General features: G+C 71.8%; 19 protein-coding genes, 1 tRNA gene and 1 other RNA gene. 10 read left to right on the top strand and 11 right to left on the bottom strand.

The window, feature by feature from the left end:
- Nucleotides 1-24 precede the first annotated feature (24 nt).
- The 3 genes from NAEX_RS51810 to NAEX_RS45770 all read left to right on the top strand — a co-directional run bounded on the left by NAEX_RS51810 (nucleotide 25) and on the right by NAEX_RS45770 (nucleotide 1,642).
- Nucleotides 25-693 carry a hypothetical protein gene (locus tag NAEX_RS51810; protein WP_170136598.1) on the top strand — a complete coding sequence of 223 codons (669 nt, stop codon included), beginning with the start codon at nucleotides 25-27 and terminating at the stop codon, nucleotides 691-693.
- A gap of 68 nt (nucleotides 694-761) precedes the next feature.
- Nucleotides 762-944: non-coding RNA, 6S RNA (gene ssrS, locus NAEX_RS45775), on the top strand.
- A 179-nt stretch (nucleotides 945-1,123) separates the two neighbouring features.
- Nucleotides 1,124-1,642 (top strand): peptidylprolyl isomerase, encoded by a 519-nt coding sequence (locus tag NAEX_RS45770; RefSeq protein ID WP_096334233.1) that lies wholly within the window; start codon nucleotides 1,124-1,126, stop codon nucleotides 1,640-1,642.
- 323 nt (nucleotides 1,643-1,965) lie between these two features.
- Here the strand turns inward: NAEX_RS45770 and NAEX_RS45765 are convergent, their stop codons facing one another.
- Nucleotides 1,966-2,775 (bottom strand): lysophospholipid acyltransferase family protein, encoded by an 810-nt coding sequence (locus NAEX_RS45765; RefSeq protein WP_245914017.1) that lies wholly within the window; start codon nucleotides 2,773-2,775, stop codon nucleotides 1,966-1,968.
- Between the two features lie 31 nt (nucleotides 2,776-2,806).
- A complete protein-coding gene (locus NAEX_RS51805) occupies nucleotides 2,807-3,301 on the bottom strand; it encodes a TlpA family protein disulfide reductase (RefSeq protein ID WP_170136597.1) in 495 nt (164 codons plus the stop codon).
- Nucleotides 3,302-3,395: 94 nt separating this feature from the next.
- On the opposite strand from NAEX_RS51805, the gene NAEX_RS45755 reads away from it, so the two are divergent.
- Nucleotides 3,396-4,154: a lysophospholipid acyltransferase family protein gene (locus NAEX_RS45755; protein WP_170136596.1), complete on the top strand. Its 759-nt coding sequence runs from the start codon at nucleotides 3,396-3,398 to the stop codon at nucleotides 4,152-4,154.
- A 172-nt stretch (nucleotides 4,155-4,326) separates the two neighbouring features.
- Here NAEX_RS45755 and NAEX_RS49215 read toward each other — a convergent pair whose 3' ends face one another.
- Nucleotides 4,327-5,652: an aminopeptidase P N-terminal domain-containing protein gene (locus tag NAEX_RS49215; protein WP_170136595.1), complete on the bottom strand. Its 1,326-nt coding sequence runs from the start codon at nucleotides 5,650-5,652 to the stop codon at nucleotides 4,327-4,329.
- Between the two features lie 221 nt (nucleotides 5,653-5,873).
- Between NAEX_RS49215 and NAEX_RS45740 the strand changes: the two genes are divergently transcribed.
- Together NAEX_RS45740 and NAEX_RS45735 are read left to right on the top strand one after the other, a co-directional pair.
- On the top strand, nucleotides 5,874-10,589 hold the full coding sequence (locus NAEX_RS45740) for an NAD-glutamate dehydrogenase domain-containing protein (protein WP_170136594.1): 4,716 nt from the start codon (nucleotides 5,874-5,876) through the stop codon (nucleotides 10,587-10,589).
- 406 nt (nucleotides 10,590-10,995) lie between these two features.
- Nucleotides 10,996-11,979, top strand: coding sequence for a ribulose phosphate epimerase (locus tag NAEX_RS45735; protein ID WP_096334229.1), 984 nt, complete (start codon nucleotides 10,996-10,998; stop codon nucleotides 11,977-11,979).
- 251 nt (nucleotides 11,980-12,230) lie between these two features.
- Here the strand turns inward: NAEX_RS45735 and NAEX_RS45730 are convergent, their stop codons facing one another.
- The 5 genes from NAEX_RS45730 to NAEX_RS45710 form a co-directional block, all read right to left on the bottom strand.
- Nucleotides 12,231-13,325 (bottom strand): tetratricopeptide repeat protein, encoded by a 1,095-nt coding sequence (locus NAEX_RS45730; RefSeq protein ID WP_096334228.1) that lies wholly within the window; start codon nucleotides 13,323-13,325, stop codon nucleotides 12,231-12,233.
- 81 nt (nucleotides 13,326-13,406) lie between these two features.
- Nucleotides 13,407-16,016: a penicillin acylase family protein gene (locus NAEX_RS45725; RefSeq protein ID WP_096334227.1), complete on the bottom strand. Its 2,610-nt coding sequence runs from the start codon at nucleotides 16,014-16,016 to the stop codon at nucleotides 13,407-13,409.
- Between the two features lie 130 nt (nucleotides 16,017-16,146).
- Nucleotides 16,147-17,901 carry a thiamine pyrophosphate-binding protein gene (locus NAEX_RS45720; protein WP_096334226.1) on the bottom strand — a complete coding sequence of 585 codons (1,755 nt, stop codon included), beginning with the start codon at nucleotides 17,899-17,901 and terminating at the stop codon, nucleotides 16,147-16,149.
- A 49-nt stretch (nucleotides 17,902-17,950) separates the two neighbouring features.
- Complete coding sequence (locus NAEX_RS45715; protein WP_096334225.1) at nucleotides 17,951-18,352, bottom strand: PaaI family thioesterase; 402 nt, start codon at nucleotides 18,350-18,352, stop codon at nucleotides 17,951-17,953.
- 22 nt (nucleotides 18,353-18,374) lie between these two features.
- Complete coding sequence (locus NAEX_RS45710) at nucleotides 18,375-19,214, bottom strand: vWA domain-containing protein (RefSeq protein WP_096334224.1); 840 nt, start codon at nucleotides 19,212-19,214, stop codon at nucleotides 18,375-18,377.
- An 89-nt stretch (nucleotides 19,215-19,303) separates the two neighbouring features.
- Between NAEX_RS45710 and NAEX_RS45705 the strand changes: the two genes are divergently transcribed.
- Entirely contained in the window at nucleotides 19,304-20,164 is an 861-nt protein-coding gene (locus NAEX_RS45705) for a fasciclin domain-containing protein (RefSeq protein ID WP_096334223.1), read from the top strand.
- Nucleotides 20,165-20,291: 127 nt separating this feature from the next.
- Here NAEX_RS45705 and NAEX_RS45700 read toward each other — a convergent pair whose 3' ends face one another.
- Together NAEX_RS45700 and NAEX_RS45695 are read right to left on the bottom strand one after the other, a co-directional pair.
- The gene (locus NAEX_RS45700; protein WP_096334222.1) at nucleotides 20,292-21,716 is read right to left on the bottom strand and encodes an OmpP1/FadL family transporter; all 1,425 of its coding nucleotides are present in this window, start codon (nucleotides 21,714-21,716) and stop codon (nucleotides 20,292-20,294) included.
- Entirely contained in the window at nucleotides 21,700-22,278 is a 579-nt protein-coding gene (locus tag NAEX_RS45695) for a hypothetical protein (protein ID WP_096334221.1), read from the bottom strand. Before NAEX_RS45695 ends, NAEX_RS45700 begins: the two co-directional genes overlap by 17 nt.
- Before the next feature lie 195 nt (nucleotides 22,279-22,473).
- Here NAEX_RS45695 and NAEX_RS45690 point away from each other — a divergent pair, with 195 nt between their 5' ends.
- From NAEX_RS45690 to NAEX_RS45680, 3 genes are all read left to right on the top strand, one after another.
- The gene (locus NAEX_RS45690; RefSeq protein ID WP_096334220.1) at nucleotides 22,474-23,136 is read left to right on the top strand and encodes a response regulator transcription factor; all 663 of its coding nucleotides are present in this window, start codon (nucleotides 22,474-22,476) and stop codon (nucleotides 23,134-23,136) included.
- Complete coding sequence (locus tag NAEX_RS45685) at nucleotides 23,133-24,539, top strand: HAMP domain-containing sensor histidine kinase (protein ID WP_096334219.1); 1,407 nt, start codon at nucleotides 23,133-23,135, stop codon at nucleotides 24,537-24,539. Before NAEX_RS45690 ends, NAEX_RS45685 begins: the two co-directional genes overlap by 4 nt.
- A 139-nt stretch (nucleotides 24,540-24,678) precedes the next feature.
- Entirely contained in the window at nucleotides 24,679-25,791 is a 1,113-nt protein-coding gene (locus tag NAEX_RS45680; protein WP_096334218.1) for a hypothetical protein, read from the top strand.
- A 204-nt stretch (nucleotides 25,792-25,995) separates the two neighbouring features.
- Here the strand turns inward: NAEX_RS45680 and NAEX_RS45675 are convergent.
- Nucleotides 25,996-26,075 (bottom strand) — tRNA-Leu (locus tag NAEX_RS45675).
- Nucleotides 26,076-26,230: the final 155 nt, after the last annotated feature.

The raw sequence follows: 26,230 nt of genomic DNA, 5'->3' as shown, positions 1-26,230 counted from the left end.
CGCGGCGCCTCGTTGACGCCGCGCATGCCGATCCACAGCGCGCGCCTCGCCCTCCTTCTCGCCCTCTTCGCCCCCGCCTGCGGCGCCGACGGGGACCCCGGCGACAGCGACGGCAGCGCGACCACGGACGGCGCCACCGGCGGCGATACGACCTCGACCGCGGCGACCGCGGACGCGAACGGCGAAGCTGCCTCGACCGCAGACGAACCGACCACGTCGGTCGCGAGCACCACCAGCGACGGCGACGCGAGCACGACCTCGCCAGCGAGCACGACCGGAGACGTCGACCTCTTGCCGCCGACCGACTCCGCCGAGCAGCTCGAAGCCTGGCTGGCCGCGGGCGCCTACCTCACCTGGCCGGCCGAGTCGCAGATCCACGCGTCGGCGGGCCCGCACGGCGGCAACGTGCGGACCTTCGTCAACCCCGCGCTCGCAGAGTCGCTCGCGGCCGCGGACGCCATGCACCCCGAAGGCGCCGCGAGCGTGAAGGAGCTGTACGGCGACGGCACCGACGAGATCGTCGGTTACGCGGTCATGGTCAAGCTCGCCCCCGACAGCGGGGACGGCGACGGCTGGTACTGGTACGAGCGCCTCAACGCAACCGTGTACGCGGACGACATCGGCGTCAACCTGTGCACCGGCTGCCACGGCGGTGGGTCCGATTACGTCCTCACACCGTGGCCGCTGCAGTGAGGTGATCCGGACGACGTCGGGCGCCGCGCACGTCGCCACGTCGACGAAGTGGTGCTACAGTGACGGAGCGCGAGCGGGACGCTCGGCATGAGGCCCAAAGTTCTACCTACTCCGTTCAGCCAGGGGTCCGTCTCTGATCAGCTGGTGTGCAGGCTCGTCCGACGAGAAGCCCGACGCGGTTAACGCAGATCCCACCTACTAGTTGTAGGGGTTGAACTTCGGCCAAATCATGCCGGGCGACCCGCTCGCCTTTTCGGTTTTCACGCCCGACGCCGGCTGCGGCGACCCCGGACTGCCGCATCGCTGCGTGAGGCGACGTGACGCCGGAAAGCCGCCGTGGCGCTCGCGAAGCGCACGCAGTTCGTGTACGCGGTTCCCGGGGTCGCGGTCACCGGCGTCCGCGCCGGGTTGTGGTAGAGTCCGCGGCCTCATGGCAAACCCGCGCGTCTTTTTCGACATCTCCATCGGCGGCGCCCCCGCCGGCCGCATCGTGTTCGAGCTGTTCGCCGACGTCGTCCCGAAGACCGCGGAGAACTTCCGCGCGCTCGCCACCGGCGAGAAGGGCGTCGGCCGCTCCGGCAAGCCGCTGCACTTCAAGGGCTCGGGCTTCCACCGGATCATCCCCGGCTTCATGTGCCAGGGCGGCGACTTCACCCGCGGCAACGGCACCGGCGGCGAGTCGATCTACGGCGAGAAGTTCGCCGACGAGAACTTCAAGCTGAAGCACACCGGCAAGTACCTGCTGTCGATGGCCAACGCCGGCCCCGGCACCAACGGCTCGCAGTTCTTCATCACCACCGCCGAGACCCCCTGGCTCGACGGCAAGCACGTCGTGTTCGGCAAGGTCGTGTCCGGCACCGAGGTGGTCGACGCGATGGAGAAGGTCGGCTCCCGCAACGGCGCCACCAGCAAGACCGTCACCATCGAGGACTCCGGCCAGGAGTCCTGAGCCGGCGCGGCGCCCCGCCCGCCTGCCTTTCCAGACATGTCCCCGAGACCAGGCACGCCTGGTCCTCGGGGCATGTCTTTTCGTGCGCCCGCTCGCGCCGCCGGCCACGCGCCCGACCCGTCCCCACCGCGCCGCCGCAAGCCGCCTGTCCCTCGGGGCAGCCCCTCGCCTTTCCGTTGTGCGCAGCGCCCGCTCGCACCGCCCCGCGCATTCGCCTGCTCCTCAGGACAGACGCGTGCACCTTCATCGTGCGCCGCCGCCGCTCCTGTCCTCGCGCCCCGCCAAGTCCCCGCTCCGGCGGGGGCCCCCGAGTCGTCTGTCCCTCAGGCCAGGTCCTTGCGTTTTTTCGCCGCGCTCGCCGGCTCACCGTCGACCTCGGCGACCGTCACGCCGCGCATCGCCGCCAGCGCCGCCAGCATGCGCGCCCGCACCTCCGCGCGCAGCGTCGCGGCGTCGGCCCCCGGACCGAGGTCGGCCAGCGCGACCGGCGGCAGCACCCGCACCGTGATCGGCAGCCGCGCACGATCGAGGCCGATCTTCCACGACGACTTCGGCAGCGCCGCGCTCGTGCCGTCGAGCACGATCGGCACGACCGGCACGCCGGCGTCGGCCGCCAGCGAGAACGCGCCGTGCTTGAACCCGTGGAGCCGCCCGTCACGCGAGCGCGTGCCCTCCGGGAACATGAACACCGACGAGCCGGCGTCGAGGTTCTCGCGGCAGCGGCGGAGCATCGCCGCGATGCTGGCCGTGTCGCCGCGGCGCAGCGCCACGTAGCGGTTCAGCGTCATGTTCCAGCCGATGAACGGCACCCGGAACACGCTCGCCTTGGCGACCCACTTGAAGTGGCGGAACAGGGTGAACAGCACCAGCGTGTCGACGTGCGACTGGTGGTTCGAGCACAGCACGTACACCCCGCCCGGGGCGATGTGCTCGCGGCCGTGGACGCTGACGTCCCAGCCGGGCATCAGCAGCGCGTAGTGGCCGCCCCACACGCACGTGTAGCGGTGGAGCAGCGCCCGCTTGCGGTCGAACGGCGCGGTGACGGCGGTGATCAGCAGCGCGCCGGCGAACCACAGCGGCTGGCTGAGGAGGAAGTAGAGCCCGAACAGCAGGACCGCCGCGATCCGCAGCACCCCGCGAACATACGGGCTCGCCCGCCGACGCTCAAGGCTTGCCGGCCACCAGCGGGCCCAGCCGGGCCATGATGTGCTCGACCGCCCGCGGCCCCTTGATCCCGCCCTCGATCTGCTTGCCGCTGGCGCGCCCCTCCGCGTCGGGCAACGCGAACAGCGGGATGAAGCGCGACTTGTAGCCCGCCGCCTCCAGCCGCGCCCGGTCGCGATCGATGTCGAACTCGAGGAAGCGCACCCCCATGAGCCGCGCGTCGAGCTGCCCCGCCTTCACCGCGTCGTGGAAGGCCCGGCACGGCTCGCACCAGTCGGCGCCGACGGTGACGACCAGCGTTCCGCCTGCGCGCGCCGCCTCCTCACGCACCGCCGCCGCCACGTCACCGGCCTCGGGCGCGGCGATCAGGCGCGGCTTCGCCGGCTCGAGCTCGGCCGGCGGAGCGGGCGCGGGCGGGCTCGCCGGCTCCGCGCACGCGAACGTGCCGGCGAGCGCGAGCGAGAGCGGAGCGAGGCGACGACGACGAGGCGACACGGCCCCAGCATGCCAGACCGCGCCCGCCCCTGCACCTGCCCGGGCGCCCACGACTTGCCAGCGGCCGCCCCGCGCCGCTACAACGGCGAATGCCGTGCAGCGCCTCCGATCGGCCCTCTTCTGGTCCTATCTCGCGGTGAGCCTGGTCGTGTTCTGGATCGCCGTCGCGCCGATCTGGCTCGTCGTCGCGCCGTTCGACCCGCAGCGGCGGTTCTCGCACTGGTACGCGATCACTTGGGCCAACCACTGCATCCGCCTGTTCGGCGCCTCGCGGATCCACATCCACGGCCGCGAGCGGCTGCTCGGCGATCGCCCGTGCGTGCTGGTCGCCAACCACCAGTCGTTCGGCGACATCTTCGTCCTCTACGCCCTGCGCACCCCGTTCAAATGGGTCGCCAAGGAGTCGGTGTTCTGGGTGCCGTTCCTCGGCTGGATGATGGCGATGGCCGACTACGTGCCCGTCCGCCGCGGCGACGCCGGCAGCCGCGCCGCCGTGCTCGCGCGCTGCCGCGAGCACCTGCGCCGCGGCTCGCGGATCCTCATGTTCCCCGAGGGCACGCGCTCGCGCGACGGCCGGATCGGCGAGTTCCGCCGCGGCGCCTTCGCCCTCGCCGTCGAGGCCGGCGTGCCGATCGTCCCGATCGTCATCGACGGCACCGGCGCCGCCCTGCCCCGCGACGGCTGGGTGTTCGAGCGCCTCGACGAGCTGCACGTCGAGGTGCACGTGCTCGAGCCGGTCCTCCCCGACGCCACCGGCGGCGACGTCGAGCTGCTGCAGACCCGCGTCCGCGAGCTCATGGTCGCCGCCCTCCGCGACATCCGCGGCCCGCGAGCGGTGCGACCGCGCCCCTGAGCCGCTCGCCCGGGGGGCCTGCCGGCCGGCGGCCCGATCGCCCTGCGCGACATGTCCCTCTAGACATGCTCGGAAGGCCATGCTCGCTCGGACATTTTCTCCGGGACATGCCGCATCATGCATGTCCTTCGAGACAGACGCCTTCGCGCCCTCTCCCGCCCGGCCGATCGGGTCAACCCTGGCCGACCAGCGCCTCGAGCTCCGCGACCCGCTTGGGCGCGCCGGCGCTGAGCACCTCGGGCGCGCCGGCGGTGACGAGCACGTCGTCTTCGATGCGGATCCCGACCCCGCGCAGCTCGGCGGGCACCTCCTCGGTGACCGGGAAGTACAGGCCCGGCTCGACCGTCAGCACGAAGCCGGCGCGCAGCGGCTGGGCGCGGCCCTGGACGGTGTAGCGGCCGACGTCGTGGACGTCGGCGCCGAGCCAGTGGCTGGTCTTGTGCGGGTAGTACGGCTTGTACAGCTCCTCCTCGATCGCCTCGTCGACGCCCGCCTGGACGAGGCCGAGCGTCCGCAGCCCGTCGCACAGCACGCGCAGGCAGGCCTCGTGGATCGCGTCGAGGCTCGAGCCGACCACCGTCGCCGCGATCCCGGCCTCGTTGGCGGCCAGCGCGATCTCGTAGGCGTCGCGCTGCGCCGGCGTGAAGCGGCCGCCGATCGGGAACGTGCGCGTGATGTCGCCGGTGAACAGCTCCCACTCCGCGCCGGCGTCGACCAGCAGCAGGTCGCCGGCGGCGAGCGCCCCGCGGGCCGCCGTGTAGTGCAGCGTGTTGGCGTTGATGCCCGCGGCGACGATCGTCTCGTAGCCGGGCCCGCTCGCGCCGCGGCGGCGGAACTCGTGCTCGAGCAGCGCCTCGATCTCGAGCTCGAGCCGACCGGGCCGGGTCGCCCGCATCGCCGCCACGTGGCCGGCCGCGCTGATGTCGACCGCGCGGCGCAGCGCCGTCATCGCCGCCGCGTCCTTCACCAGCCGGTCCTCGGCCAGCAGCGCCCGGGCGTCGCGCAGGCAGGTCGGCGCGACCTCGCCCCGGCGGTCGCCGGCGCGCAGCCGCTCGATCGCGGCGAACGCCGCCCGCTCGATCACGGGACATGTCGAAAAGGGCAGGTACACCTCGTCGATGCCGTCGAGCAGGCGCGGCAGCTCGAGCTCGAGCTGCGCGATCGGGAACACCGCGTCGACGCCGAGCTGCTCGCGGGCCTCGTCCGCGCTCGGCCGCCGGCCGTGGTACAGCACGTCGCGCTCGTCCTGGACCGGCAAGAACAGCGCGCTCGCGGGCGCCCGTCCCGGCCGCAGCAGCAGCACCCCGCCGGGTTCGGCAGCGCCGGCCAGGTAGTAGAAGTTCGAGTCCGGCCGGAAGCGGTAGCGCGTGTCGCCGGAGCGGGTCGGCGGCTCGCCCGCGGACAGCAGCAGCGCCGCGTCGCCGAGGCGCGCGGAGAGGCGGGAGCGACGCGCGGCGCAGGCCGCCAGATCCGGTGCAGCGACGGAGGGCTCAGGCACGAGCCAAGAATAGGACCGCAAGCACTGCGACCCCTTCGGATCCCGCGTGCGGGATGTCATGCAGCCGCGGTGCGCAACGCCCTGCGCGAGCCCTTCCGGGGGTTTGCGCGAGTCGGCCGCGGGTCGGCTGCCGGTTGCGGCGATGTTCCGCGGCAACGGTCGCGTGCGCTCGGCTCCGGAGGGATTGCACCCAGCCGCCGGCCGGCGGAGAGTTGCCGCCGATGGCGACGCAAAAACTGAGCAACCAGCGGATCCACGAGGTACAGCAGGTCCTCGCCTCGTACGTCCCCAAGCTGCCCGGGACCGACGTCAACCTCCTGGCGGCCCTCTGCAAGGCGGTGTTGACCTCGGTCGACCTCCGAGACATCCGGCGGGTGCCGAGCGCCGAGCTCGTCGAGCAGCTCGAGCAAGTCCTGAGCACGATCAAGACCCGCGGCCGCGGCGAGATCAACACCGCCGTGCGCCGGCACGGCGACAGCGTCGTCCTCGAGAGCTGCCTCGAAGACCAGCCGTTCCTGGTGTCCTCGCTGCGCGCGCTGTTCGGCGCGGAGCGGCTCGAGATCGCCAGCCTGATGAACGCCGTGATCAAGGTCCGGCGCGACTCCGCCGGCAACATCACCAGCATCGGCATGGGCGCCCCGGAGTCGGTGATCCGCGTCGAGCTCGACCCCGGCCAACATGTCCCCGAGGACATCGAGGACCGCTTCCGCACCCGCCTGCGGATCGTGCAGGCGATGGTGCGCGACTTCCAGCCGATGAAGCGCCGGCTGCAGGACCTCGCCGACGACTACCTGCGGGCCGCCAACGCCGAGAGCAACGATCGCAGCCTGACCCTGCGCGAGACCGAGGGCATGGTCCGCTGGCTGTGCGAGGAGAACCTCGTGCTGCTCGGCGTCGAGGAGTACGACGAGCAGGGCCACCGGATCTCCACGCTCGGCACCGCCTCCGTCAACCTCAGCGAGCGCGACGCCGATCGCTTCGCCGCCTACGCCCGCGACCTCGGCCGCACCGTCCGCTACCACCGCAGCAACGAGGAGTCGCCGGTCCACCGCAGCGGCAAGCCGGGCCACTTCGTCGTCACCCGCGTGGGCCGCGACGGCCAGCCCGTCGGCACCTGCCTGATCAACGGCCTCTTCACCTACAAGGCGCTGCACACCCCGCCGGAGGAGATCCCGTTCCTGCGCGTCATGCTGCGCAAGCTGCTGACCGAGCGCAGCGTCTCGATCGACAGCCACCGCGGCAAGAGCCTGACGAACGCCTTCAACTCGCTGCCGCTCGAGTACCTGCTGACCCAGAGCGAGGACAGCATCTGGGAGCTGACCGACCGCGTGCTGCGGGCCGAGGTCGAGGGCGGCTCCGACGTGCACATCAACGTCGGCGAGGACGGCCGGTTCGTGTTCGCGTTCGTCAGCCTCCCGCGCGAGCAGTTCAACGACGAGCTGCGGCTGCAGGTGCAGGAGAAGCTGCAGCGCGAGTTCGGGGCCACCTACTCCGACTTCGGCGTCTACATGGATCGCTACGACAACGCGATCATCCACTACTACATGACCGGCCCGACCCCGTTCGCGGCGGTCGACACCGAGCGCGTGCGCTCCGAGGTGCTCGCGCTGGCCAAGGGCTGGAACGAGCGCCTGCGCGAGGCGCTGTCCGAGCTCGTCCCGCCGGACCAGGTCGACGAGCTGTTCGAGCTGTACCACGGCGCCTTCAGCGAGGAGCACAAGCGCCGCGCCGGCGACCAGCGGCTGCTCGGCGACCTGCGCTGCATCGAGAACATCCGCCGCGGCGCCGAGTTCGACTTCGACCTCTACGTCTCGGTCACCGGCGACCACCCGGGAAGCCTCAACCTGCGGGTGTTCAGCCGCAAGGCGATGAACCTCAGCGACGAGCTGCCGCTGATCGGCAGCTTCGGCTTCAAGGTCGTCGACGAGTACGCGCGCCCGGTCCACCTCGCGCACGCGACCCCGTTCGAGCTCGACAACTACCGCCTCGACGTCCGCCCCGAGCGGATCCCGGCGGTGATGAGCCGCGCCGACGAGATCCGGACCACGCTGCGTCAGGTCTACGCCGGCACGATGGGCCGCGACTCGCTCAACCAGCTGATCGTGTCGACGACGATGACGGCGCTCGAGGTCGAGATCCTGCGCGCCTACGTCGCCTACCTCCACCAGGTCCGCTGCCCGTTCACCTCGGCGCTGATCCGGCAGACGTTGATCGCCTACCCGACCGTCGCCTCGGCGCTGGTCTCGTGGCTCGACGCCCGCTACGACCCGACCAGCGCCAGCCCGCAGCTCGCCGAGGTCACCGACAAGACCCTCGAGGCCGAGCTGCGCGACGTCGCCGACTACACCGCCGACCGCGTGCTGCGGGCCGTCGCCGACGTCGTCCGCGCCACGCTGCGCACCAACGCCTTCGTCATCAACACCACGCCGGGCGTGCGCCGCGATCAGACCCCGGCGATGGCGTTCAAGTTCGACGGCCAGCGCGTCCCGTTCGGCCCCGATCCCAAGCCCCTGCGCGAGATCTTCGTCTACCACCCCGACTTCGAGGGCGTGCACCTCCGCGGCGGCCGCGTCGCCCGCGGCGGCATCCGCTTCTCGGACCGGCCGGACGACTTCCGTACCGAGATCCACGGGCTCATGGCCACGCAGATGGTCAAGAACGTGCTGATCGTCCCGGTCGGCGCCAAGGGCGGCTTCGTGCTGCGCCAGGCCCCGACCGACCGCAACGAGCTGCGCGCCGCCGGCGACCGCTACTACCAGCTCTTCGTCGAGGCGCTGCTGTCGGTCACCGACAACGTCGTCGACGGCGAGGTCGTCACCCCGCCCGGCATCCTCCACACCGAGGGCCCCGACCCGTACCTCGTCGTCGCCGCCGACAAGGGCACCGCGCACCTGTCGGACACCGCCAACAGCGTCAGCATGAGCCACAAGTTCTGGCTCGACGACGCGTTCGCCTCGGGCGGCTCGAACGGCTACGACCACAAGGCCACCGGCATCACCGCCCGCGGCGCGTGGGAGACCACCAAGCGCAACTTCCGCGAGATGGGCATCGACCCCGAGGCCGACGTGATCACGGCGATCGGCGTCGGCGACATGAGCGGCGACGTGTTCGGCAACGGCCTGTTGCGCAGCCGCACCGTCAAGCTGCTGGCGGCCTTCAACCACGCCCACGTCTTCATCGACCCGACGCCTGACCCCGAGGTCAGCTTCCTCGAGCGCGAGCGGCTGTTCAACCTGCCGCGCTCGCAGTGGTCCGACTACGACCCCGGCAAGCTCAGCCCCGGCGGCGCCGTGTTCCCGCGCAACGCCAAGTCGCTCGAACTCTCGCCCGAGGCGCGGCAGCTGCTCGGCTTCTCGCCGACGCAGGTCGTGTCGGGCGAGGACGCGATCCGGGCGATCCTGCTGCTCAAGGTCGACCTGTGCTGGATGGGCGGCATCGGCACCTACGTGAAGAGCAAGGAGGAGACCCACGCCGACGTCGGCGACAAGGCCAACGACGCCGTGCGGGTCAACGCCAACCAGCTGCGCTTCCGCGTCATGTCCGAGGGCGCCAACCTGGCGATCACCGACCGCGGTCGCCCCGCCTTCGCCCGGATCGGCGGCCAGAACTACACCTCGTTCCTCGACAACTCCGGCGGCGTCGACACCTCGGACCACGAGGTCAACATCAAGATCCTGTTCGCGCCGCTGCTGGCGAGCGGCAAGGTCACCCGCGAGCGCCGCAACGAGGTCCTCAAGGCCGCCACCACCGAGGTGTGCGACATGGTGCTGGCCAACAACCGCTCGCAGAGCCGCATGGTCAGCTACGACGTCCGCCGCTCGAAGGTCGACGTCTACCGCTACGCCCGCACGCTGTCGTACCTCGTGCAGCACGTGCCGTTCAACCCGGACACCTTCGCCCTGCCGACCGAGGACGAGCTGGCCAACCGCGCGCGCAAGGGCGTCGGCCTGTTCAAGTGCGACGCCTCGGCGCTGTGCGCCTACGCCAAGATGCTGGTGTACCGCGTGCTCCTCGACGGCGAGCCGCTGTCCGAGGGCCTCGTCGACCGCATGGTCCGCGAGTACTTCCCGGCCGCGATCGTCGAGGCCGCCGAGGGCGCGGTGAAGAGCCACCTGCTGCGCCGCGAGATCGCGACGACGATGGTCGTCAACCGCATCATCGACAACGCCGGCGCGACCTTCTTCCCCGAGCTGATGACCAGCACCGGCCGGCCCGCGCACGCGATCGCCGAGGCGTACATGACCGCGTCGGCGGCCGGCGACGTCGACGCGCTCCGCCGCGACCTCTACGCCAGCGAGGACAAGAACCGCCAGGAGGCCATCTACCGGGCCATGCACGTCGTCGAGGCCGCGCTCGAGGAGACCACCGTGGTCCTGCTCGAGGGCGACGCCTACACGACCCTCGACCAGCGCACGATCGACCGCGCCCGCGAGCTGCTCGACCACGTCGAGCACGCCCTGCCGGCCAGCCAGATCCCGCAGCTGCACGCCCGCGCGCACGAGTTCGAGTCGGCCGGCTTCGCGCCGGCGCTGGCCGGGCGGCTGGCGCGCATCGAGCACCTCACCGGGGCGCTGTCGTCGCTGCGGGTCGCCGCCGAGACCGGCCGTGATCCGCTCGACGTGCTGCGCCTCCGCCTGCAGGTGGCCGCCGACATGCACCTCCGCGCCCTTCAGGACGCGCTGTCGCGCATGGTCTACCAGTCGCCCTGGGACGGCCCGGCGGCCAAGGCGCTGTCGCGGCAGCTCCACGGCCACCTCGGGCGCCTCGTGCAGGCGGTCGACGGCGACGACGTGCCGGGCATGATCGGCCGCCTCGGCCTCGACGGCATCCGCCGCCAGGGCGCGGCCATGCTCGAGGGCGGCGTCACGATTCCGGGTATCGTCCTGTTCGACGACCACCTGCGGCGCCAGCTCCTGAGCGTGGACGTCCGCAAGTAACCCCGCCCATCCAGGAGAGCGATCTCCGGAAAATTCACCGGCCCGGCGGCATACCCGCCGGGCCGTTGTCGTGTCCGGCACCCGTCCGGCGCGCCGTTGCTCGCGCCGGATCGACGTTTGCGCCCCTCGTCGGGGCCGTCCCGGCGCCTGAAACAATCTGCGAGACCCGGCAATTGTTCGGCGGCAACGTGTGACGGAGTGAGCGACAGCCGCTCCTACGCGGGGCTGCGAAGCCAATTAGCCAGTTGCGCTTGTTCCGTAGGCTATGCCATGCTGGCCACCGAGGACATGAGGATCGGCGGGTAAGGGATCTTCCTAAAGCGCCCTCAACCGCCATACCCAACATGCGCGTCGTTCCCACTCTGTAGGCCGCGCGCCGACCGCTCAATCGACTCACGAGGGACCCATGAAGAAGTTCAGCTTGGTTTCTGGCCTGCTCTGTACCGCGCTGGTGTTCGGCTGCGGCGATGACGGCAAGGCGGGCGCTAGCGCCACCAACCCGACCACCAACAGCACCAACAACAACACTGGCGATGCGACCGAGGGCGACACCTCGACCGGCAACAACAGCGACACCGAGACGCCGGGGACCACGACCTCCGCCTCCGCCACCACGAGCCCGACCAGCGAGGGCCCGACCAGCGACACCACCGCGGGCCCGAGCACCGAGGGCACGACCGACAACACCTTCATCATGCCCCCCGACGGCGGCGGCGGCACGAAGGAGTGCGACCCGTGGGTTCAGGACTGCCCGGCCGGCCAGAAGTGCATGCCCTACTCGGGCGACGGCGACAACTCGTGGGAGTCGCTCAAGTGCACGCCGATCATGGAGAACCCGGGCCAGACCGGTGACCCGTGCACGGTCGAGGGCAGCGGCGTCAGCGGCATCGACAGCTGCGACCTCGCCCACATGTGCTGGAACACCGACCCGGACACCGGCGAGGGCACCTGCGTCAAGTTCTGCACCGGCTCGCCCGACGCCCCCTCGTGCGACGTGGCCGGCACCTCGTGCACGATCGTCAACGACGGCGTGCTCATCCTCTGCCTGCCGATGTGCGACCCGCTCCTGCAGGACTGCCAGGGCGGCGACCTGTGCATCCCGAACCCGATGAACCCGGACAGCTTCATCTGCGTGCTCGACGCCTCGGGTGAAGAGGGCCAGGAGTTCGACGTGTGCGAGTACGCCAACGCGTGCGACCCGGGCCTCTACTGCCTCGGGCCGGAGCTCGCCAGCGAGTGCGACCCGATGGCCGCCGGCTGCTGCCTCGCGTTCTGCGACATCAGCGCCCCCGAGTGCACCGGCGCCAACGCCGAGTGCCTCGCCTGGTACGAGGAGGGCATGGCTCCTCCCGGATTCGAGAACGTCGGCGTCTGCGGCCTCCCGCAGTGAGCCCCGCGGGCCCTGCCCGCTCCGTCACAGCCGCCTTCCCCTCGGGACGGCGGCTGTGCCGCTTTCTCCGCGATGCTTCAGGAACATGTCCGAAGAGACAGATACCTCTTCGGACACGTCGAGCCGAACCCGCCCCTCGCTCGCGGCGCGTAGCTCGAGGACGCCCGCCCGCGCGACACCGCGGCGCGACCCGTCGTCGAGCCGCCCCATCCTCCTGGCCCTTCGGGCATGCCCGAAAGGCCAGGCCCGACTCACCTGCCGCAGCCGGCCAGGGCGGCCTTGGCCTGCGCCAGCGCCTCGGGCTTGGGATTCTTGGCGGTGAACGCCTTGAGCGCGTCCTTGGCCAGCTTGCACTGCTTGGCCTGCGCCAGGGCGCCGACCTTGCGGATGTGCGCCGAGGCCAGGTCGGGCTTCAGCGTCAGCGCCTTGTCGAGCTTGGCGAGCGCGCCCTCGGGGCCGTCGAGGCGGCCGAGCTTGGCCAGGGCGGCGCCCCACTCGCTCCACACGACCGCCTGGTCGGGCAGGCGGGCCGCGAGGTCGGCGAGGTGGACGAGGGCCTCGTCGGCGCGCTCGAGCTTGACCAGGGCGCGGGCCAGGCCGAGCTTGGCGTCGTTGTCGTCGGTGCGCTTCTGCAGGGCGACGGAGAACTCGACCTGGGCCTCGCGGACCTTGTCGGCCTCCATCAGCAGGTGCCCCAGCGTGCGCCGCACCTCGGGGTCGTCGGGCGCGAGCGAGGCGGCCTTCGTCGCGGCGGCCAGGGCCTCGTCGCGCTTGCCGAGGTCGCGGTCGACCTGCGCGAGCAGGAACAGCACGTCGACGTCCTCGGGCGCGAGGCGGTTGGCCTCGACGAGCGCCGCGGCGGCGCGGTCGTTCTGCCCCCGGGCCCGCGCGGCCCGGCCGAGGTTGTAATGGGCGTCGGGGAAGTCGGGCTTGGCCGCGATCGCGGCCTCGAACGCGGCGACCGCCTCGTCGAGCCGACCGGCGTCGAGGGCGACCGCGCCGATGCCGTTGTGCGCCGGGTAGAACTTCGGATCGATCCGCACCGCCTCCTTCCACGCGGCCACCGCCTCGTCGCCGCGGCCGACCTGCTGCAGCGCGATGCCGCGGGCGTAGTGGAGCTCGGGGTCGGCTGGCTTTTTGGCCAGGGCCGCGTCGAGCACGGCGATCGCCTCGGCGTGGCGACCGGCGCTCATCAACTGCCCGCTGCGCTCGATCGGCGGCGCCTCGGGCACGCTCTCGTCGTCGCCGGCGGCGGCGCCCGGCGGCGTCGTCTCGCTCGGGCCCTTCGGGGTACACGCCAGCAGCGCGCCGGCAACGAGGATACGGAGTGGCCGGGGGAACGACACGGCGGGACTATACCCGCATTCGCCCGCGCCCGGACGACCGCGGCGCGCCCGCCGGCGCGCACGCAGGGGCGCCCGCGACCGTCACGGCTCGAGCGTGACCGTCTCCCGGGTGGCGGCCTCGACCTCGTGCCGGCGGTACGGATAGTGGTGGTAGCGATCCTCGATCCAGTCCTCGAGCGTGTCGGCGAAGTGCGGACTGGTCGGATCGGCGCTGTTGCCCGGCGGGAAGTTGACGACCGCCTGCGGCACCCCCTCGCCGTCGAAGCCGGTGATCACGCGGAAGACCGCGCCGTCGTTCGACTCGAACCGCGGCCGCACGTCGGTCGACTCCGGCTCGAAGAACGAGCTGCCCGAGACGTTGACGGTGTCCTCGCCGCCGTCGGTCGGGTGCCAGCCGCCGTCGAGCTCGCCGCCGTAGGCGTTGCGGAAGCCGGTGCCGTGACGGTCGCCCCAGCGGTAGCGGTGCGGCGACACCGACCCGAACTCGGCGGTCAACCACTCGGCCGTGTCGACCAGCGCCTCCATCACCAGCAGGTCGCGGCCCTCCTGCATCAACTCGTTGGCGTTGGGGTACATGCCCGTGGCCGCCAGCGCGGCGAACTTGAGCGCGTACACCGGCGACGCGTCCATGATCGCGCCGAACACCAGCGACAGGTCGTCCTCGAAGATCCGCTGGACCAGGAAGTGCGCGAACACGTGGAACGCCAGCGCGCCCGACTCCTGGCGGTCCATCCGCCGGTTCCACTGCTTCGTCAGCAGGTCGTGCAGCACCTCGAGGTCCTTGCGCCCGCGGAACGCCAGGAGCGTGTCGTCGGTCGCGACCTTGGCGTACACCTCGGCCAGCACCGGCAGCATCTTGTCGGCGACCAGGCTGTGCGTGTCGGACTGGACCGACTGCATGTCGGCGACCGTGACCTTGCCCGCCTGCGTCAGCTCCTGCAGCCGCTGCTCGACCCGACCCGCGCGGTAGCCCGGGTCGTAGAAGGCGCCGTAGTACCAGGGGTCGTTGCTGAGGTCGCCGTCGCCGGTGAAGCCCCACGGGTCGTTGTTGGCGGTGACGATGAAGCCGGTCTGCGGCGCGCGGCTGCGCGGCAGCTGGTTGCCCGGCAGGAACTTGCCGTTCCACACGTACGCCGGGTCGTCGCCGTCGACCACGCGGATCGGCATCGGCCGCCCCGCCGGCGCCCCGCGGTCGGGCACGTTGGTGTTGAGGTGATAGGTGATGCCCGTCGCGTCGGCGGCCATCCAGTTGAAGGTGCCGACCTCGATCATGTCGACCGCCTTCTCCCACTCGTCGATCGACTGCGCCTTACCCATCCGCAGGAACGCCCGCGCCTCGTTGGTCGCGCGGAAGCCGGTCCAGTTGATCAACAGCCGGCGCGCGGCGTCGACCACCAGCGCCGGGTCGAGCGGCAGGGCGTCGCCGACCAGCACCCCGTAGCCCTCGACGTCGCCGACGCGGAACGTGCGGTCGCCCATGCCCGCGACCTTGATGACCTCGTCGCGCCAGACCACCGGCGCCGTCTTGCCGCCGATGCTGATCGTCGCCTGGTCGGGCGCCAGCGTGACCGAGTAGAGGTCCATGCAGTCGGCGAAGCCGGTGGTCGCGGACCAGTGGATCTTGCGGTTGTGGCCGAGCTGCACCCCCGGCACCCCGGCGAAGCCGAAGCCCGCGACGTCGAAGTCGCCGCCGGCGTCGGCGCTGTTGAGGTGGACCGCGTACATCACCGACGGGCTCTGGAGCGGCTGGTGCGGGTCGTTGGCGATCAGCGGCTTGCCGCTGGCGGTGAACCGGCCGTCGACCGCCCAGTTGTTGCTGCCGACCACGCGGAAGCCCGACAGCGCGTCGTGCAGGCGGCGCAGCGAGGCCGCGGCGTCCGGCGGCAACGTGCGGGCTGGCTCTTGAGACCTGTTCTTTGCGACCTGTCCCGAAGTCCTGGTCGGCTCGGCCCCGCCCGGCGCCGGCGCGGTGGCGGCCGAGGGCCGGTCCTCCGGCGGCACGGTGTAGGCCTCCCAGCCCGGCCGCGGCAGCTGCACGACCTCGAGCACCTGCGGCACGAAGCGGGTGACGACGGTGGCGAGGAACTCGTACTCGAGCACGTTCGAGTTGCCGAAGCTGACCATCTTGCCGATCACCAGCGTGTCGACCGGGTCCCACGGCTCGGGCGAGTAGTCGAGCTCCGCCTTGCCGAACCCGTACGGCAGCGGCGCCGCGCCCGAGTTGATCTCCTCGATGCGGCGATTGACGCCGGCCGTCCAGGCGACGAACAGGTGGTACTCCTCGGGGCTCTCCTTCTTCAGGCGCTCGGCGTCGAGCTTGCCCCACCGCGCGAAGTTGAAGAGGCGCGAGATCCGGTCCTCGTCCACCTTGCCCTCGCCCAGCACCTCGGCCCCCCGCCCGTACGCCCGCCGCCGCATCAGGTCCATCTGGAACAGCCGGTCGACCGCCACCTGATAACCCGCGGCGAAGAACACGTCGGCGTCGGTCTCGCCGTAGATGTGCGGCACGCCGCGATCGTCGATGTGGATGTCGACCGGCGCGGACAGCTCCGAGAACACCTCCGGATCGCCCTCGAACCCGGTGTCGCCCGTGTCCTCGGTGTCGCCCGGAGCACCCGATTCCGCGGGGTTACAGGCGACGAGCAACGAGACGAGCAGCGCGCGAGTCACAGGGGCGAGGCGGACGAGCATGGCTCGGACTTTTGCGCAGGTCGGTGCGCGCAGCAAGCCCCGCTCGCAGGACGCGACAGGACAGAGTCACCGCGCCTGCGGGCGTCCGACGACGCGTGAAGCAGCCGTCATGCGCGAGCCCCGGCGGGCGTCACATCGACAGGGAGCCCTTGCGGAAGTCGGTGCCCGCGAGGTGGGCGTTGATCAGCACCGGCTTGCCGGCCTTGGCCGCCGCCTTGGCCTCGGCGATCACGGCGTCGACGGCGGCGGGCTCGCGGATCTCGAGCCCGACCGCCCCGAAGCCGGCCGCGGCGCGGTGATAGTCGGTGCGCGCCAGCTCGGTGCCGACGGCGTCGCCGAGGATCTCGACCTGCTCGCGGGCGATCTGGGCCCAGCAGGCGTCGTTGCCGACCACCGCGATGACCGGCACCTTGTGGCGGACGAAGGTGTCGAACTCGCTCAGGCTGTAGCCGACCGACCCGTCGCCGTAGAAGATCCACGTCTCGGCCTCGGGGCGCACGAGCCCCGCCCCGAGCGCGAAGCCGGCGCCGACGCCGAGCGTGCCGAACACCCCCGGATCGAGCCAGGACAGCGGCGCGCGCGGCCGGACGATGTACGAGGCCGTGGCCACGAAGTCGCCGCCGTCGGCGACGAGCTGGCTGCGGTCGTCGAGCGCCGCCTCGATCCGGCGGCACAGGTGCAGCGGGTTGACCAGCGCGTCCGGGCCGGTCGGTGCGGCGTCGGCCTGCGCGGCGATGTCCTTGTCGCGCGCGTCGTCGGCGGCGCGCAGCTTCGCCACCCAGGCCGAGCGGTCGCGGACCTGACCCCCGGCCGCCAGCCGGCCGGCGAGGCCCTGCAGGAACCGCCCGGCGTCGGCCAGCACCGGCACGTCGGGGCTGCGGTTCTTCTGCATCTCCTCTTCGCTGCGGTTGGCGGCGATCAGCACCGCCTTGCGACTGATGTTCTGGCCGTAGTCGAGGCGGAAATCGCACGGCACCCCGGCGAGGACCACCAGGTCGGCCTGCTTGAGCGCGGCCTTGCGGGCGTGTCGCATCTGCAGCGGGTGACCGGCGCCGAGCAGGCCGCGGGCCATGCCGGAGAGGTAGACCGGCGCGCCGATCGCCTCGAGCGCGGAGGCGATCCCGCGCGCCTCGCCCGGGATGCTCAGCGCCTGGCTGCCGACCACGATGACCGGCCGCTCGGCGCGCGAGAGCGCCTCGGCGGCGGCGCGCAGCTCGTCGCGGGCCAGCGCCGGCGGCGGCACCGGTCGCGGCGTCTGCGGCCGCGCGTCGTCGGCCCCGGCGAACATGCGCCAGGTGTGGAAGCCGAGGTACGTCGCCAGCGCGCGCTCGCCGAGGCTGGGCGTCTGGCCGGGCTTCGTCTTGGCCACGTACCAGCTCTTGACCACGTCCTCGCGGTACAGCAGGTCGACCGGACACTCGAGGAACACCGGCCCCGGCACCCCCTCCTGGGCCACGCGGAACGCCTCCTCGAGCATGGGCACCAGCTCGCGGACCCGCTTGGCCGCGTGGGCCCACTTCACGTGCGGCCGCATCAGCGCCATCTGGTCGATGTCCTGCAGCGCCCCGCGGCCCTTGAGCACCGTCGCCGCCGCCCCGCCGAGCACGATCACCGGCGACTGCGCCAGCTGGGCGTTCTTCACCGCCGTGATCGTGTTGGTGAGCCCCGGCCCGGCCGTGACCGCCGCCACGCCGGGCACGCCGGTGATGCGCGCGACCGCGTCGGCGGCGAACACCGCGTTGACCTCGTGGCGGGTGTCGACGACGCGGATCCCGCGGCGCTTGGCGCCGACCAGGATCGGCGAGATGTGTCCGCCGCACAGCGTGAACAGGAACTGCACCCCGTGTCGGCGCAGCACCTCGGCGATCCGGTCTCCTCCGTCCATCGTGGGCTCCTTCTGCAGTCGAATGTACGTCCGTCTCGTCACCAAAACTTCAGCCGGCCAGCACGTGCTTGTCGAGGACGAAGCACGCGAACTCGCCGGTGAACACGACCTCGCCGCCGGCCTCGCGCACGACCTCGACCGCGACCATGCGCTTTCGGCCATGCTCGATCGGGCATGTCGCACGGGCCAGCACCGCCTCGCCGACCCGCACCGGCCTCAGGAACTTGACCGTCGCCGCGCCGAGCACGACGTTGGGGTCGTTCACCGCCAGCATCGCCGCGTAGTCGGCGGCGCCGAACACGAAGCCGCCGTGGCACAGGCCGTGGTCGTCGGCGGCCATCACCGGCGTGGCGAGCAGCCGCACCTCCGCGCGCCCGGGCGCGACCGTGACCGGCGCGCCGCACAGGCTGGGATCGATCCGCGGGTGAGTGGCGATCGCGGCGTCCGTCATCGCCCGCGCTTATAGCACGGCCTCACATCGGGATGTACTGCATGCACAGGCTGTCCTCGACCGACTGGTTGATGGCGGCGGACAGGCTGAGCTGGCCCTCGTACACGTCGTTGATGTTGAACGCCCCGCCGTCGGTGGCCTGCGGGATCGGGGTCTTCCCTTGGTAGGGCGTGAAAAAGCCCATGCTCACGTCCTCGTTGTTGCCGGGCCCGCCGGTCATGTCGTTGTCGACGAAGCTGAACACGCGGATCTCGCGCTCCTGCAGGCCGAGCACCGTTTCGTCGTAGCTGTGCTGGACAATCTCGCCGCTCTGGTTGGCGCCCTTGTCTCCGAACGTGTCGTCGGTGGTGTGGATGATCATCCGCAGCGTCGACTCGGTCGGCCGCCACTGGAACCCGTAGGCCGCCAGGTACAGCCCGTCGAGCGTGTTCTCCGGCCAGTCGCCGTTCGACCCGTTGCCGTCGGTCTGCGAGTTGCTCTGCGTGAACGTGCTCCACTCGATGAAGTCGGCCTGCAGCGCGGCCGCGTCGGCGTACGGCATGCCGCCGTTGATGATCGTCGCGTCGTCGACGAACACCACCAGGCCGTAGCTCGGCTGCGTCTCGACGTCGAGCGCCGCGATCGCCTGGTCGACCACCAGGATCTCGTCGGCCAGCTTCTGCAAGATCGCCGACATCGACGTCGACACGTCCATCACGAACACGATGTCGATGTTGACCTTGCACGTGTCGCCCTCGGTGGTCGTCTCCCACCAGCCGGTGTCGGTGGACTCGCCGGTGGTGAACGGCGACGTCGTGGTCGTCGGCTCCGACGTCGTCGGCTCGGTCCCTGTGGTCGGATCGAGACCCGTCGAGGTGCTCACAGCCCCCGAGCTGCCCGTCTGTCCGTCGGTGCTGTCGCTCGCTCCGCTGCTCTCGGAGTCGCTGCCCGACGCGCTCGGGTCGACCGTCGATGCGCCGGTGGGCGACTCGGTCGTCGGCGCCGTGGCCGTCACTTGGCTCGTATCGCCGCCGGAGTCGCCGCAGGCCGCGAACGCGAGGCCGGCGAGGACACCGGAGAGCACGGAAGGGATACACCGAGGCGAACAAAACATCGTCAAGAGCACAGCCGATCGCTGCCGCGGCCGTCAAGCTCGCGGCAGCGATAAATGTTGCCGCCAGCGCGCTCGCGGTTTACCGTGAGGCCCAGGAGGCCCCCCATCATGAATCTGAGACTCATCGCACTGTCCCTGCTCGTCGCGAGCGCGAGCACGAACGTCGCCTGCAAGAAGGACTCGGCCTCCGAGGCGCCGGAGCCGGCCGCCGAGGCCGCGCCCCCGCCCGCGCCGGAGCCGGAGCCCGAGGCCGCCGCCACGCCCGAGCCGGAGGCCGCCCCGCCCCCGAGCCGGCCCCCGCCGCCAAGGACCTCGCCACCGTCGTCGCCGGCCTCGAGAAGGGCAAGACCTTCCAGGAGCTGCTGGTCGCCGCCGAGCTCGACAAGGACCTCACCAGCGGCGACGTCAGCCTCACCATCCTGGTCCCCACCGACGAGGCGTTCGCCAAGCTGCCCAAGGGCACCCTCGACAAGTGGAAGAAGAACAAGGAGCAGCTGCAGAAGGCGCTCAAGTACCACTTCATCCCGGGCCTCAACGACTCGGCCAAGCTCGGCAACTACCGCACCGCGCCGACCGCCGCCGGCCCCGAGCTGCCGATCAAGCAGAGCCAGGACTCCGAGATGACGATCGACGGCGCCAAGCTGCTCGAGATCAACATCCCCGCCAGCAACGGCCTCGTCCACGTCATCGACAAGGTGCTGCAGCCGCCGAAGAAGTGACCGCCCCGGGCGGTCCTTCGCGCCCGGTCTTTCGGGACATGTCCCGAGAGATTGGCCCGCCCCACTGCCCCCTCACGTCGCGCTCGCGCTCTGTCCCGAGGGACAGCCCGGGCTCCCCGGCGCACCGCTAGAAGTACGTGCCCATGCCGAGGTGGCCGGCGAACAGGTGGAACGCGACCCGGTCGACCGTGCCGATCTCGTAGCCGACGCGGCCGCTCGGCGCGTCGCGCAGGTCGAAGATGATCTGCGCCGCCGAGCCCCGGCCGTAGCTGTAGCGGACGGCGAGGCAGGTCGAGAACACGATGCTGCGGGCCCGCTCGCCCTTGCCGAGGCGGACCGGCGAGAAGAACTCGACCCCGGTGGTGACCCCGTAATAGTTGATGCGGAACTGCGGGAACGCCGAGGTGTGGACCTGGTCGTCGCGGTCGGAGAACACGCCGATGCCGAAGTACAGCCGCTCCGCGGTGCGCAGGCGGGCCCCGGCGCGGACGTTCCAGATCGGGCGGATGTTGATGTCGGTGCCCTTCGGCCGCAGCCCCGGGCTGAAGTCCATCTCGCCGCTGACCCACCCGCGCCGCTTCGGCAGGGCGTAGGCGATCCCCATGGTGAGCCGCATCGGCGCCACCCGCCCGCGCCGCGACGGCGACGGCGAGTCGTCGAACTCGAACTTGTACTCGTCGTCGCCGTTCGGCCGGTCGATGTTGGAGCTGCTCAGCAGGTAGCTGCGGTGGACCTCGAAGGCGACGAAGCGAGGTGTCCGAAAGGTCAGGCCGAGGTGGACGTTCTTGACGAACTCCCACTGCAGCCCGATCACCGCCTCGCCGCCGAAGATCGAGCGCTTGTTGTCGAAGTCGACCGTGCGGGTGGCGTCGGTGCGCGCGTCCGCGGTGCCCGACGCGGCGTCGATCCACATCCGCATCTCCTCGCGCTGCCAGCCGTAGGTGCCGAACAGCGTCGCGCCGATGCGGAAGCGCGGGTGCGGCTGCCAGCCGATCGCCGGCCCGGCGTGGTAGCGGTAGATCCACCCGTCGACCTGGATCCGCGCGTCGTACTCGGTGCCGCCGCCGGCCCCGCGCAGCGACGCCGAGTAGTCGTAGTAGTCGTAGTCGGGCGCGAAGTAGCCGACCCCGAGCGTGACCCCGCGGCCGACGTGGCGCGTCACCGCCAGCGACGACGGCATCACCAGCCCTTGCAGGCTGCTCAGCGTCGCCGCGTCGCGCGAGCCGTTCGGCAGGTCGGCCACCGCGGCGTACGGCACGATGCGGGCGCGGAACTGGGCCGCCTGGGTCGACAGGTTGAACTGCGTCCGCCGCACCGCCCCGAGCCCCGCCGGGTTGTAGTAGATGGCCCCGGTGTCGCGCCCGAGGGCCGTCACCGCCCCGCCGGCCAGCGCCGCCTCGTTGCTCAGCGGGTTGGTCTCGCGGTTGCCGGCCGCGGCCGGACGCGCGGCGAGCCCCGCCGCCAGCGCGCACGCGACGACCAGCCCCGAGAGACAGGCCGGACTCCGGCGGCGCTCGCGGCCGCTCGTCTGTGGCTCACGTCTGCGAGCCACGGGCGACGTAGAGATCGAAGGTGAGGTCGACGACCGGGCGGCTGTCGCGGTCGTGGAAGTGCCAGGTGAGGGTCGCTGCGTTGGCCCGATCGACCTTCTCGAAGTACACGTAGCCGCGCATCGACGTGCCGGGCACCAGCACGCCCCACGGCAGCGCCGACGAGGCGACGTCGCCGCCCACCCACTCGATGCGGCCGAAGTCGAGCTGACGCCCCGGGTGATAGCCGTTGTCGTTCTGCCCGGCCTGGACGAACGAGCCGCCGGCGTCGAGGAGATCGCGCCGGAACCCGCGCTCGTCGATCAAGTCGATGTCGCCGGGCGCGAGGCGGATCGACCGGTTGCCGAGGTTGGCGACCAGGACGTGGATCACCGTGACCTGCTCGTCGAGGTCGCTCGGGATCCCCTGCCAGGCCCCCGTCGTCAGCACCACGCTCAGCCCGGACTGCGGGTCACGGGCCACCATGCGGTGACTGCCGTCGATGGCGACGAGCTCGCCGGAAGGGAGGCAGGCGGCGCTCACGAGCAGCAGCGCGAGCGCGAGACGTCTGGAGGCGCGCGTCACGGGTGCAAGCATACTCGCTTTGACCGCCGCCGCGAGCCGGACGCGCCGCGCCGCGTCGCCTGGGCCCGCCGTCCGTCGCGCACTTTGCGCTGACCGCTTCCGGGGCCCGCCGATGCCCGCCCGCGCCCGCTCCGGTCGGCCTGCTGGAGGCCGCTGCCCCCGACGCGCGCGACGACCGGCGCTATCATCCGCGCGATGAAGATCCTCATCGTCGAGGACAACAAAAAGCTCGCCAGCTTTTTGCTGCGCGCCCTGGCCGAGGAGGGGTACGTCGTCGACCTCGTCGAGGACGGCGGCGTCGCCATCACCCAGAGCCGCAGCATCAGCTACGACCTCGTGATCCTCGACTGGATGCTGCCCACGGTCGACGGCCTCACCGTGTGCCGCACCCTGCGCTCGGCCGGCGCGACCATGCCGATCCTCATGTTGACCGCGCGCGCCGAGATCCAGGAGCGCGTCGCCGGCCTCGACGCCGGGGCCGACGACTTCCTGCCCAAGCCGTTCGACCTCGGCGAGCTGCTGGCCCGCGTGCGCGCGCTCGGCCGGCGCGGCCACGGCGATCGCTACCTCGAGGTCGGCCCCGTGCGCATCGACCGGCACGAGCGCACCGTCACCCTCTCGGGCCGGCGCCTCGACCTCACCCCGCGCGAGTTCCTGCTGCTCAGCTACCTCGTGCGCGAGGCCGGCCGCGTCGTCCCCCGCACCGAGCTGCTGCAGAAGGTCTGGGAGCTGTCGTTCGACCCCGGCTCCAACGTCGTCGAGGTCCACGTCAAGAACCTGCGCACCAAGCTGGGCGAGCACGCCGCCCGCATCGAGACCGTGCGCGGCGTCGGCTACCGCTGGCAGAACGAGGCATGAAGCTCCGCAACCGCCTGGTCGCCGCGGTCACAGGCGTCACCGTCGTCGCCCTCGCGCTGTCGTTCGTCCCGCTCTACCTGTTGATCCGCGCGCTCGAGATCTCCGACCTCGACAACGCCCTGTTCCGCCAGGCCACCGCGCTCGCCCAGCACCTGCCCGGCACCTACTACGCCGGGCACCCGCTCGACGAGGGCCACGCCGACGTGCCCGAGAGCATCGACCCGACCCCGCGCTACACCGCGATCTACGGCCCCGACACCCGGCTCGAGTCCGCCTCGGAGAGCTTCGCCGGCCAGGCCCCTGCGTCGCTGGCGGCGCTGGGCCTGCGGCGCGCCTTGCCGTGGGACGGCGTCGCCGTCGACCTCGAGCTCGGCGAGACCCGCCTGCGCGGCGTCGTCATGCCGACCGGCGATCAGGGCGAGGCCCTGCTCTACGCCGTCTCCAAGAGCACCGTCGAGGACGACACCGCCACCCTGTTCGAGCTCCTCCTCCTGATCTTCGTCTGTGCCGCCGGCGCCACCGCGCTGATCGCCCGCTGGCTCGGCGAGCGGCTGGCCCGCGACGTCCACTCGGTCGCGCACGTCGCCCGCCTGGTCGCCGAGGGCGACCTCGCCGCGCGCGTCGGCGATCCGCGGGCCATGGGCGCCGACGAGACCCGCTCGCTCGCCTCCGACCTCGACCACATGATCAGCCGCCTCGACGAGGTCGTGTCGTCGCAGCGCCGCTTCATCTCGCACGCCGCCCACGAGCTGCGCTCGCCGCTGGCCTCGCTGCGCGGCGAGCTGCAGCTCGCGCTGCGACGCGATCGCGACGTCGACGGGTACCGGGCCGCCCTGCGCGAGATGCTGTCCTCGGTCGACGCCCTGATCGCCCTCGCCGAGGACCTGCTGCGGCTCGCCCGCGCCCAGGGCGGCGCCCCGGCCACGCGCGCGCGGGCGAAGGTGGCCGACATCGTCCGCGAGGCCCTGCGGATGGCGCGGGGCCACGTCGACGATCGCGGCGTCACCATCACCGTCCCGCCCGCGATCGACGAGTTCCCGGTCGAGGTGCGCGGGGCCGCGGCCGACCTCGCCCGCGCCCTCCGCAACCTGATCGACAACGCCGTCGTCCACAGCCCGCCGGGCGGCGAGGTCCGCGTCGAGGTCGTCGTCGTCGAGGGCGGCGTCGAGCTCGCCGTCGTCGATCAGGGCCCCGGGATCCCGGTCGAGGATCAGCCGCACATCTTCACCCCGTTCTTCCGCGGCGCCGGCGGCGAGAGCCACGAGGGCGCCGGCCTCGGCCTCTCGATCGCCCGCGGCCTCACGGAGAATTCCGGCGGACGGCTCGCGCTCGACCCTCGCCACACCGGCGGCGCGCGCATGGTCCTCCACCTCGCCTTCGCCGAGAACGTCTCGCCCGCATGAGGCCGTAGCGACCTGGCTCTTCGGCCAGGTCGATTGCCTCCAGATCCGGCAAACGCCCTTGGGGCCGCGCGAGGAGCGAAATTGCGCCGCCTCGTCGACGCGCTTGCCCCCGCGCGCGAGCGCCGACTAGCCTCGCATCATGCGCCGCTCGATCTGCTCCCCCGCCCTCTGCACGGTCCTGCTCGCGGCGTGTACGGTCCCGAACCCGGCCTACCACGCGAGCCAGGGGCTCTTCGAGAGCGGTTCCAGCGACGCCCTGAGCTCGACCAGCGCCGGCGGAAGCGCCACCGTCGCTCCGACCAGCGGCGGCAGCGGCGCCCAGAGCACCGCCGACCCGACCGGCGCGACGGTCAGCGTCACCAGCGAGGGCGACAGCACCGCCGCGCCGATGACGAGCACCACCACGCCCGCGACCACCGACGCGGACAGCGGCACCACCGAGAGCGTCGACACCCTGGCGACGAGCACCACCGACGGCGACTCGACCGCGAGCACGACGACGAACGACACCGCGACGCCGAAGCTCGACCTCTCGCCCGGCGACGTGTGTCCGCAGGTCGCCGCCCCGAACCTCGAGATCACCGTCCAGCACACCCCCGCGCCGGGCACCTGCAACGCCGCGCTCGGCCCGGTCATCCAGGGCGTGCTCGAGGCCAAGCCCGACGCCAACACGTTCAAGTTCCGCGCCTGCAACCTCAGCCAGGACTGCATCCAGGGCAACACGCAGTGCCTCGCCAACCAGACCATCGCCGTCCACGTCGCGGGTCCGGACACGGCCGTCCCCGACATCCCGCTCGGCACCTGCGTCAGCGTCGCCTACGTCGGCACCGGCTTCTCCGACGCCAACACCTGCAACACGCGGATGGTCCGCCTCGCCAGGCCGGGCAACCTCAACAACCTCGCCTCGAGCATGTTCGTCGCCGGCATGGGCGTGCCTGGCACCGCCGAGCTGCCGGTGCCGTGGCCCGACGCGCTCGAGTTCACCGTCGCCGCGACCCAGGTGCAGGCGTGCCCCGGCAACAACGTGTGCGGCACCCCGCCGGGCAACTACGACCTCGTCGGCCAGTTCTCGGGCCAGGAGGTCGTCGCCGGCATGGGGGAGGCCAAGCTGGCCAAGATCCCCCTCTACGACCAGAACCACAACCCGGTCGGGTCGATCGTCGGCAGCTTCCACAACCTGCGCTCCTACTCGAGCCCGGCCGACCAGTGCGAGTTCCGCTGGCTGTGGCTGGCCGACGCCTACAAGCCTTGAGGACAGGTTTTTCCGGACATGCTCCTGCGGCCATGCCCGTACGCACATGCCCCGAAGACCAGCGAGGCGCCCTGCCCGACCCGCGAGCAGACATGCTCTCTCGGCCATGTCCGAGAGCACATGACTTGAGGACCAGGACGCCGACCCGCGCGGCGGACGGGCCGCCGCGCGGCCGCCGATCGTCGCGCCTGGCCGGCCTGGCGATGCCCGGGGCGGGACTCGAACCCGCACGCTTGCGCCGGGGATTTTAAGTCCCCTGTGTCTACCGATTCCACCACCCGGGCGTGGGGGGCCCTCTTAATAGGGGCAGCCGGCGCGGTTGAGAAGCTTGAGAAGCCGCGCGCCGCACCCGGGACCCGCGGCGGGCCGGCAGATCTGCGCGAGATCGACCCTGAACACCTGGACACGTGCGCAAACTTTCACCTGCTCAGGCGGGCGG

Origin of the sequence: Nannocystis exedens (assembly GCF_002343915.1) — a bacterium.
Classification (GTDB): domain Bacteria; phylum Myxococcota_A; class Polyangia; order Nannocystales; family Nannocystaceae; genus Nannocystis; species Nannocystis exedens.
The sequence above is the reverse complement of the archived record's forward strand: the minus strand, read 5'-3'. Positions and strand labels throughout refer to the sequence as shown.